Consider the following 8,524-nt stretch of genomic DNA (forward strand, 5'->3'; position numbering starts at 1 on the left):
TAAAAATTTTGTTAGAATTTCATCCAGATTTATGAGTTGAAATCGATTTTTCATGGACAAAGTTCTTAAAACCTGTCTATCTCCAGCGTTGGATGATAATTATCTGTCAAAAAATAATGCTTCTACAAAAGTTCTCTATTTAAATAAGAGAATTTTATCTGAATTTTTTTCAAAATGAGAATTGCTGCTTATCTGATATCAGCCAGGTGCTGACACCGACCAGTATAAAACAGCCCGATGATCATTCCTTGCCTCCGAGTCATTTCCGGGCTAAATCTACTATAAAATTTATGGTTAAAACCTAGATAAATTGATGACTACTCGTTTACGACGTGCGGTTCAAGACCGAGAATTTTTGATTACAGCCGAGATTACTCCCCCGAAAGGTGGTAATGCCAGTCATATGCTAGAAATGGCCCTCTGGCTAAAAAATCGCGTTCATGCGGCTAATATTACCGATGGCAGTCGCGCTGTAGTGCGAATGTCCTCTCTGGCTGCCTCCGCTATTCTCTATCAACATGACATCGAACCCATCTGTCAAATGGCCTGTCGCGATCGCAATGTAATCGGATTACAAGCAGATCTAATGGGCGCTCATGCCTTAGGATTGAGAAATATACTAGCTTTAACCGGAGATCCGGTCAAAGCAGGAGATCACCCCCAAGCTAGGGCAGTTTTTGACCTAGAATCGGTACGTTTGTTAAAATTAATCGATAAATTAAATAAGGGTTTTGACTTTAACGATAAATCTTTACCGGATGGACCCCTAGAACTTTTTGCTGGGGCTGCTGTTGATGTGCAGTCAAAAAGTTGGTCCGGTCTTCAAAGCCGTTTTGAGCGTAAAATCGAAGCAGGAGCGCAGTTTTTTCAAAGTCAATTAGTTACGGATTTCGAGTGCCTTGATAAGTTCATGCAGCAGGTGGCCTCCCTCGCCGATAAACCGATTCTAGCGGGAATTTTTCTGTTAAAATCGGCTAAAAATGCCGTATTTTTAAATAAAAATGTGCCGGGGGTACAAATTCCCGATCATATCATTCAAAGACTCGCTGATGCACCTCATCCCCTTGAAGAAGGTATCAAAATCGCCGCCGAACAAATAAAATTAGCCCAGCAGTTATGTCAAGGTGTCCACATCATGGCGATTAAACGAGAGGATTTAGTCCCGAAAATTCTCGATCTGGCTGGTATCCCACCAATACATAACTGAGATGAAAAGTCAATAGTTTTTATAAAAAATTAACTTTCATTTTGACTAGCGGTCTTTTGACAAGAATTCTACCCCTAACCTAGGATGGGAAGGCTCAAAGCATCTTCGGGGTTAAACATGGATTCCAATCTAGGTCAAGAAAAAGAGAATAGTTGTGGTAATTCCGGACGAAAATGGTTGTCGATCGGTATTGCCCCCACTGGTATAATTTCTATTGGCATTGTTCCCATGGGCGTTATTTCCATCGGTATTGTTCCTATGGGAGTAGTTTCCATTGGCACCGTGGCCATGGGGACAATTGCGGCCGGTTTTGTGTCTATGGGACTTTTCAGTATTGGTAGCGTTGGGATGGGATTAAATAACGGTCATTTTTCCAATCTTAATTCTCCCCCTGCTGAATCTCCCCATAAACATCATCAGCATTAAAATCAAGATTTGACCAGCAATCATGAATTATTCCATCCGTGCTGCCGTTTCTACCGATGTCAAGGCTATTTTTGACTTAATTATCGCCTTAGCGGCCTATCAAGAACTCAGCCATTTAATGACAGGAAATAGTCAAGCTTTAGGGGAGCATTTATTCGGAGAAAAACCCTACATCGAAGCATTGGTGGTGGAAGTAGAGGGTAAAATAGTCGGTTTTGCCCTATTTTTTACTAACTATTCCACCTTTATAACTAAACCGGGGATTTACCTAGAAGATATCTTCGTTTTACCCGATTATCGCAGTCAAGGTATCGGGAAAGCTTTACTAATGGCTGTGGCCAAAATTGCCGTCGCTAGGGATGCAGGACTTTTAGAATGGACTGTCTTAGAGTGGAATCAACTGGCGATCGATTTTTATGGAAAAATGGGGGCTAAGGTCTTCCAAGAGTGGCAAATTTGTCGCCTCACCGGGACAGCTTTAACCCAATTGGGTAATAGCGATAAATAAGTCAGTCCCGATGCAACAAGTTACACCGTCAAGCATGAAAATATTCTGATCCTAAATCCGGTTATTAAAAACTGATTATTTATTCCCCCTTTTGCAGGAGTTTCTTTCCTGATATGTGGCCTAGACTCAACGGATGGCCGTATTACTTCAGATCTGATTACTCAATCCAAGCTTTTGGGGGGTAGAACCCCCAAACCCCCCGCGCATTAGTTTTTCGGTGGGATGCTTACACGCAGCCGCTGACGCATCTGTAATAATTTGAGAGTCACTTCACTCGCAGGAGTGCCTCTCCTGATATGTAGCCTATACTCAACGGATGGCCGTATGATTGAGGAATTTGCCTTATTTCAGCTTCTATTTTCAAGTCAGGAGATAGTAGTCAGGAGATAGGAGATAGGAGACTTTTTTATTTATTCTCCCCACACCCTACACCCCATACCCTCTTTCAAGTCAGATCCTTTGTTGAGCCTAGAACTTTGTGATCGATCGAGACTCCTTGCTATACTATACCTCTGACACTGGCTTTCCTCATTGGTGCAGAATGCAACCCACAGACTCGAATAAATTTACCGAACAAGCTTGGGATTCGATTGTTAAATCGCAAGAAATTGCGCGACGCTTTAAAAATCAGACCTTAGAGGTGGAACACGTTATTATTGCCCTCCTAGAGCAGAATAACGGTCTAGCCACCCGGATTTTACAAAAAGCTAATATAGAAATTCCCCGACTGCAACAACAGCTAGAAGTCTTCACCAACCGACAGCCGAAAGTGGCCATCGTCGATCAATTATACCTAGGTCGTGGTCTCGATCTGCTGCTCGATCGAGCGGAAGCATCCCGGGAAAGTTGGCAAGATAAATTTATCTCCGTCGAACATCTTCTCGTCGGTTTTGCCGAAGATGAAAGGGTGGGCCGGAAATGTTTACGCACTTTCAATCTTGACCCCCAAGATTTAGAATTAGCTATCAAAGCTATTCGCGGTACTCAAAAGGTTACTGAACCCAATCAAGAGGAAAAATACGAAGCTTTAGATAAATATGGCCGGGATTTAACAGCAGCGGCCAAAGAAGGCAAATTAGACCCGGTTATCGGTCGTGATGAAGAAATTCGACGGGTGGTACAAGTCCTCTCGCGACGGTCAAAAAATAACCCAGTTTTAATCGGTGAACCGGGAGTAGGAAAAACCGCTATTGCGGAAGGATTGGCCCAAAGGATTGTTAACGGAGATGTTCCCGAATCTTTGAAAAATCGTCAGTTAATTTCCCTTGATATGGGAAGTTTAATCGCTGGGGCAAAATATCGAGGCGAATTCGAGGAAAGATTGCGGTCAGTTATGAAAGAAGTTACCCAATCAGAAGGGCGAATTATTCTCTTTATTGATGAACTGCATACCGTTGTCGGTGCGGGTTCTAGGGAAGGGGGATCGATGGATGCAGGCAACCTATTAAAACCTATGTTAGCTCGGGGAGAATTGCGCTGTATTGGGGCGACAACTTTGGATGAATATCGCAATCATATTGAAAAAGATCCCCCTTTAGAAAGACGTTTTCAACAGGTTTATATTAAGGAACCTTCCGTGGAGGATACTATCTCGATTCTCCGGGGTTTAAAAGAACGTTATGAGGTGCATCATGGGGTGACAATTACCGATTCGGCCCTAGTGGCAGCAGCTACCTTATCCCATCGTTATATTAGCGATCGTTTTTTACCGGATAAAGCGATCGATTTAGTCGATGAAGCGGCGGCAAAATTAGAGGTAGAAAGTACCACTAAACCCGCCGATTTGGAAATGATAGATCGTCGCTTAATGCAGTTACGGATGGAAAAATTCTCCTTAGAAAAAGAGGAGAAAAAAGATCGAGCTTTTCAAGAGCGTTTAGAAAGAATTATCGAAGAAATTGAGGAATTAGAAAGTAAACAAAAGCCTCTCGCTGACCAATGGCAAACGGAGAAACATATCGCCGAGGAAATTAAATTATTACGAGAGGAAGAAGAACAATTGCGCCTACAGGTGGAACAGGCGGAACGAGCTTATGATCTCAATAAAGCGGCCCAATTAAAGTATGGCAAACTAGAGATTTTACAGGGGGAATTAGAAGTAAAAGAAAAAGAGCTAGAAACGATTCAAGCGGCAGGTTCTACCCTGTTAAGACAACAGGTAACTGATGCCGATATTGCCGAAATAGTCGCCCGTTGGACGGGAATTCCAGTCAATCGTTTAATGGAATCGGAACGACAAAAATTATTAGAATTGGAGTCTCATTTACAGAAAAAAGTTGTCGGACAAAATGAAGCGGTCACGGCGGTAGCGGCTGCGATTCGACGCGCACGCGCGGGAATGAAAGATCCCTCCCGTCCGATTGGTTCATTTCTATTTATGGGACCCACAGGAGTGGGTAAAACCGAGTTAGCGCGGGCCTTGGCGGGGTTACTGTTCGACTCCGAAGAAGCCATGGTTCGCATCGATATGTCGGAATACATGGAAAAACACGCGGTTTCGCGGTTAATCGGCGCTCCTCCGGGTTATGTGGGTTACGAGGAAGGGGGACAACTATCGGAAGCGGTGCGTCGTCGTCCCTATTCTGTGGTTTTATTGGATGAAGTGGAGAAGGCCCATCGGGATGTTTTTAACATTTTATTACAAGTGCTTGACGATGGGCGCATTACCGACTCTCAGGGGCGAGTGGTGGATTTTCGGAATACGATTATCGTCATGACCAGTAATATTGGCAGTGACCATATTTTAAATGTTTCCGAAGATGCCGATTATGAGGAGATGCGGAAACGGGTTTTAACAGCTTTGCGGAGTCATTTTCGTCCCGAATTTTTGAATCGTATCGACGATTTAATTATTTTCCATACCCTGAAAAAAGAAGAATTGCGTTATATTGTTCGTCTGCAATTACAGCGTCTGGAAAGATTATTAGGAGAACAAAAAATCAATCTAGAATTAACTACGGCCGCAGAAAATCATATTGTTACTGTTGGTTACGATCCCACCTACGGTGCGCGACCTTTAAAACGTGCTATCCAACGGGAGTTAGAGAATCCTTTAGCCACAAAAATTCTCGAACAAGCTTTTATGGAAGGGGATACGGTGGTAATTGATTGTCTAGATGAGGTGTTAAGTTTTAGTAAAAAGGAGCTAGAAAAGGAAGGGCAAACATTAGAATTAGCTGTGGTTAACCTCAGTTCAGATTAAAACCAGATAGGGGATATATTCCCCCTCTGAGTTTACCGTAAAAGCCAAAAATGTCCGAAAAGAATCCTATTTTTTCCCTTGGGCGGTTAGTCTAGTAACATCCCGCCAGAGGAAAAATTTCCTCAAGTTTTTTTATTCCTCAACTTACCACATACATATATACTAATACTAAATTCGGTTATTAAAAACTGATTATTTATTCCCCCTTTTGCCTCTTGCCTCTCCTGATATCTAGCCTATCCTGTAAATATCAGGATCGTCGTCGAAGATATAGTTTTAAAGTTAATCTGTTGGCGGCTATTTAAGTAGGTAGGCGTTAAAAATTATCAAATGCCCCCCTTATCAAAGGGGATCCCCCCGCCTATCGGCACCACCCTTATCAAGCTGTCCTTTAGTCACATCTTTCTTAACATTTCAAACCTTTGTGGCACAAGGCTTTCAAGACTCGGTTAACAATTTGTAATATTCCTTGTTGACACCCTTACAAAACAAAGAAAAAACTGAAATCAAGTCAGGATAAGGGTTGGAGTGCTTACTGCAAAAATTGTTAAGAAAGATCCCTATAAGGGATAGCCTTATCAAGGGGGGCAGGGGGGATCGAACCTAAAATCCATTTTTAATTTAATTATAACCAGCTATTTATAACTATGAGTTAGGGATAGGTGTAGCAGCTTATTAAAAGTTGCCAAACATTAATCCAGTGAAGGAGAATTGTAATTAGTCAGGAGAATTTATTCTCAATTATAAAAATTGAGAGAGTTTGTGCTGCTTAAATAAAGAGGTTTTGACAACCAAATTCAAGCATATCTAAAGAGTTTTGAGTTAAAAGTTAAACTTCTGGTTTTCATTCAGAACAAATATATTAATTAACTATTTTTTTGGGAAAATTAGTTAACCGAATCCTATAACATATAATTAATTTGCAAGAATTCTAATGTGCTGCACTGGATGGCAATTCTGCTGCGCTCCATTGCAGCTGTTAAGCTTTGTTGTTAGATCGACAGCTTAACACGGGTTACTTGTACTATATGCTAAAATCTGAACGCTACGATCTAACTTATTTATCTTCTGTCAGAGGAGGAGAGTTAGAATAGAGAGAAAATTCTTCAAAACGAGACTTGGTATATGGTTAAGCCAATTAAAGGTTTGCTGCTATGAAATTCCGTCAATTGATGCGGGCAACAGAAAATAAATACAATCGGCTGCTGGCAAATCTGCTCTCGCTCTACATTATTTACCCGTTTTTAGTATATCTACCCCTGGGAGATTGGCTGATTTTCTTTTTCTTCTCCCTCTCTCTGATCATCGCCGTCTATCAGATCGATCGCAGTAAATTGGCTTTAAGATATAATATCGGTCTGTTTTTGATTGCCCTCCTCCTGCGAGCATTCAGCACGATTATCCCTATTTATAGCGATTTCAACCGTTGGTTCGAGCTATCTAGTACATTAATTTCTCTAGCTTTTGTTAGTTTATGTGTGTACTCGATTTTACTAGAATTAATTCTCGCCGAACAGGTAACATCAGATATCATCAAAGGGGGAATTTGTGTCTATTTTCTCTTGGGATTTTTCTGGGCATCCGCTTATAATATCGTCCAGATTTTCGACCCCGATTCCTTTAGCTCCGCCGCTAAAACCGTCAACCAGGCGGATCTACTTCATTTCAGCTTTACTACCCTGGCTACGGTTGGCTACGGTGATATAGTTCCTACCAGTAAAATCGCTAGAGTTCTAGCCAATTTAGAAGGAATGACTGGAGTTCTCTATCCCGCCGTTTTTATCGCTCGTTTAGTCAGTTTACACAATGGTCGTTAACCAAAACAATCCATCGCCCTGGGGGAATATTAGATGATTATGCGTCGCTTTATCCCGATTCTTTCTTTGCTTTTGCCTTGGGTCACTGCTGCGGCAGTCTTGGCGGAAATCCCCACTCTGGCCCAGGAAATCCGCCCAAAAACGGCGGAACAAGTGATCGAGCAACTCTGTGCTAATTTAACCAAACAGCGAGCGTTCACCGTCAATATGGATGTCACCTATGACGATGTACTCGACTCTGGGGCGAAAGTTCAGTACAGTGCCTATCAAAACATCTGGGTAGAGAAACCCAATCGCCTGCGCTCGGACTACACTGGGGATGAACGAGTTACCCGCTTTTTTTACGATGGTAAAACCTTCACCCTTGCGGATATGGAACGGGATCTATACGTTACAAAACCGGCACCGAATACTCTAGATGAAGCCTTAGACCAAGTAGAACAAAAGTACGGGATCAGCATTCCCATGTCAAATCTGGCAGCGAACGATCCCTGTGCAGAGCTAATGGCCGATGTCAAGCAAATTATTTTTATCGGCAACGACATGGTCAACCGCGAACCGATGTATCACCTGCTGCTGATCGGTAGCGATCGCGATTATCAAATCTGGGTCACGCAGGATGCCACCCCCCTAATGAGGAAAGCGATTATTACCTATAAAACTCTACCCGGTTCACCCCAGTACACGGCAATATTATCCGATTGGAATTTTAAGCCTAGTACACCCGCCGATACTTTCACTTTCCAACCGGGATCAGAATCGATCCCTATCGAACTTCTACCCCCTAGGGATAATCAATCCCAGCCATAAAAAAATCAAGGAGTCCGGGCCATGAAAAGATCTTTATGTCAAAACTTATGTGTTCTTGCCGCCCTCCTTTTGGGTACAAGTTTACTGGTAACGGATTATGTGGACGCTCGTGGTGGCCGTGGCGGTGGTCGTGGCGGTGGTGGTGGTAGTCGTGGCGGTGGTGGAGCTTCCCCACGGGTTAGCCGCAGTAGTGATCTGCAAAACCGGGGGAATTTTAGTAATCGTTCCCAACCCTCTAGAGATTTTTCTGGAAGACAGGGGGAAAGACAAACTAATCAACAAACTCGTCAAGGGGAACGCACCGAAAGACAGGGGGAAAGACAAACTAATCAACAAACTCGTCAAGGGGAACGCAGCGAAAGACAGGGGGAAAGACAAACTAATCAACAAACTCGTCAAGGGGAACGCAGCGAAAGACAGGGGGAACGGCAGCAGCAGGTTAGCGATCGCCAACAGAACCGTCAGAACTTTATTGACGATAATCGCAACGGTTACTGGCGTGGTGGCGGTTGGTACGGTGGCGGTTATTACGTCCCCCCGGGTTGGGGTTGGGT

Annotated in this window: 6 protein-coding genes and 1 pseudogene; all 7 read left to right on the forward strand. The window is 43.1% G+C overall.

What is annotated here, in order from left to right:
• Window positions 1-313 precede the first annotated feature (313 nt).
• Complete coding sequence (locus IQ224_RS19120; RefSeq protein WP_002747258.1) at window positions 314-1,207, forward strand: methylenetetrahydrofolate reductase; 894 nt, start codon at window positions 314-316, stop codon at window positions 1,205-1,207.
• Window positions 1,208-1,324: 117 nt separating this feature from the next.
• The gene (locus tag IQ224_RS19125; protein WP_002781238.1) at window positions 1,325-1,633 is read left to right on the forward strand and encodes a hypothetical protein; all 309 of its coding nucleotides are present in this window, start codon (window positions 1,325-1,327) and stop codon (window positions 1,631-1,633) included.
• A 22-nt stretch (window positions 1,634-1,655) separates the two neighbouring features.
• Window positions 1,656-2,141: a GNAT family N-acetyltransferase gene (locus IQ224_RS19130; RefSeq protein ID WP_002747253.1), complete on the forward strand. Its 486-nt coding sequence runs from the start codon at window positions 1,656-1,658 to the stop codon at window positions 2,139-2,141.
• 541 nt (window positions 2,142-2,682) lie between these two features.
• A complete protein-coding gene (clpB, locus tag IQ224_RS19135; protein ID WP_002739103.1) occupies window positions 2,683-5,343 on the forward strand; it encodes an ATP-dependent chaperone ClpB in 2,661 nt (886 codons plus the stop codon).
• Window positions 5,344-6,497: 1,154 nt separating this feature from the next.
• Complete coding sequence (locus tag IQ224_RS19140; protein ID WP_002738780.1) at window positions 6,498-7,160, forward strand: potassium channel family protein; 663 nt, start codon at window positions 6,498-6,500, stop codon at window positions 7,158-7,160.
• 33 nt (window positions 7,161-7,193) lie between these two features.
• On the forward strand, window positions 7,194-7,970 hold the full coding sequence (locus IQ224_RS19145) for a DUF2092 domain-containing protein (protein ID WP_052278266.1): 777 nt from the start codon (window positions 7,194-7,196) through the stop codon (window positions 7,968-7,970).
• 21 nt (window positions 7,971-7,991) lie between these two features.
• Window positions 7,992-8,524, forward strand: a pseudogene (locus tag IQ224_RS19150) (hypothetical protein); the annotation flags it as partial.

It is taken from the genome of Microcystis sp. LEGE 00066, assembly GCF_015207925.1.
GTDB classification, from domain to species: Bacteria; Cyanobacteriota; Cyanobacteriia; order Cyanobacteriales; family Microcystaceae; genus Microcystis; species Microcystis ichthyoblabe_A.

Bases quoted from the DNA above. Each gene is read 5' to 3' on its own strand.
- IQ224_RS19120 (WP_002747258.1), top strand. From the start codon at position 314: ATGACTACTCGTTTACGACGTGCGGTTCAAGACCGAGAATTTTTGATT.
- IQ224_RS19125 (WP_002781238.1), top strand. From the start codon at position 1,325: ATGGATTCCAATCTAGGTCAAGAAAAAGAGAATAGTTGTGGTAATTCC.
- IQ224_RS19130 (WP_002747253.1), top strand. From the start codon at position 1,656: ATGAATTATTCCATCCGTGCTGCCGTTTCTACCGATGTCAAGGCTATT.
- clpB (WP_002739103.1), top strand. From the start codon at position 2,683: ATGCAACCCACAGACTCGAATAAATTTACCGAACAAGCTTGGGATTCG.
- IQ224_RS19140 (WP_002738780.1), top strand. From the start codon at position 6,498: ATGAAATTCCGTCAATTGATGCGGGCAACAGAAAATAAATACAATCGG.
- IQ224_RS19145 (WP_052278266.1), top strand. From the start codon at position 7,194: ATGATTATGCGTCGCTTTATCCCGATTCTTTCTTTGCTTTTGCCTTGG.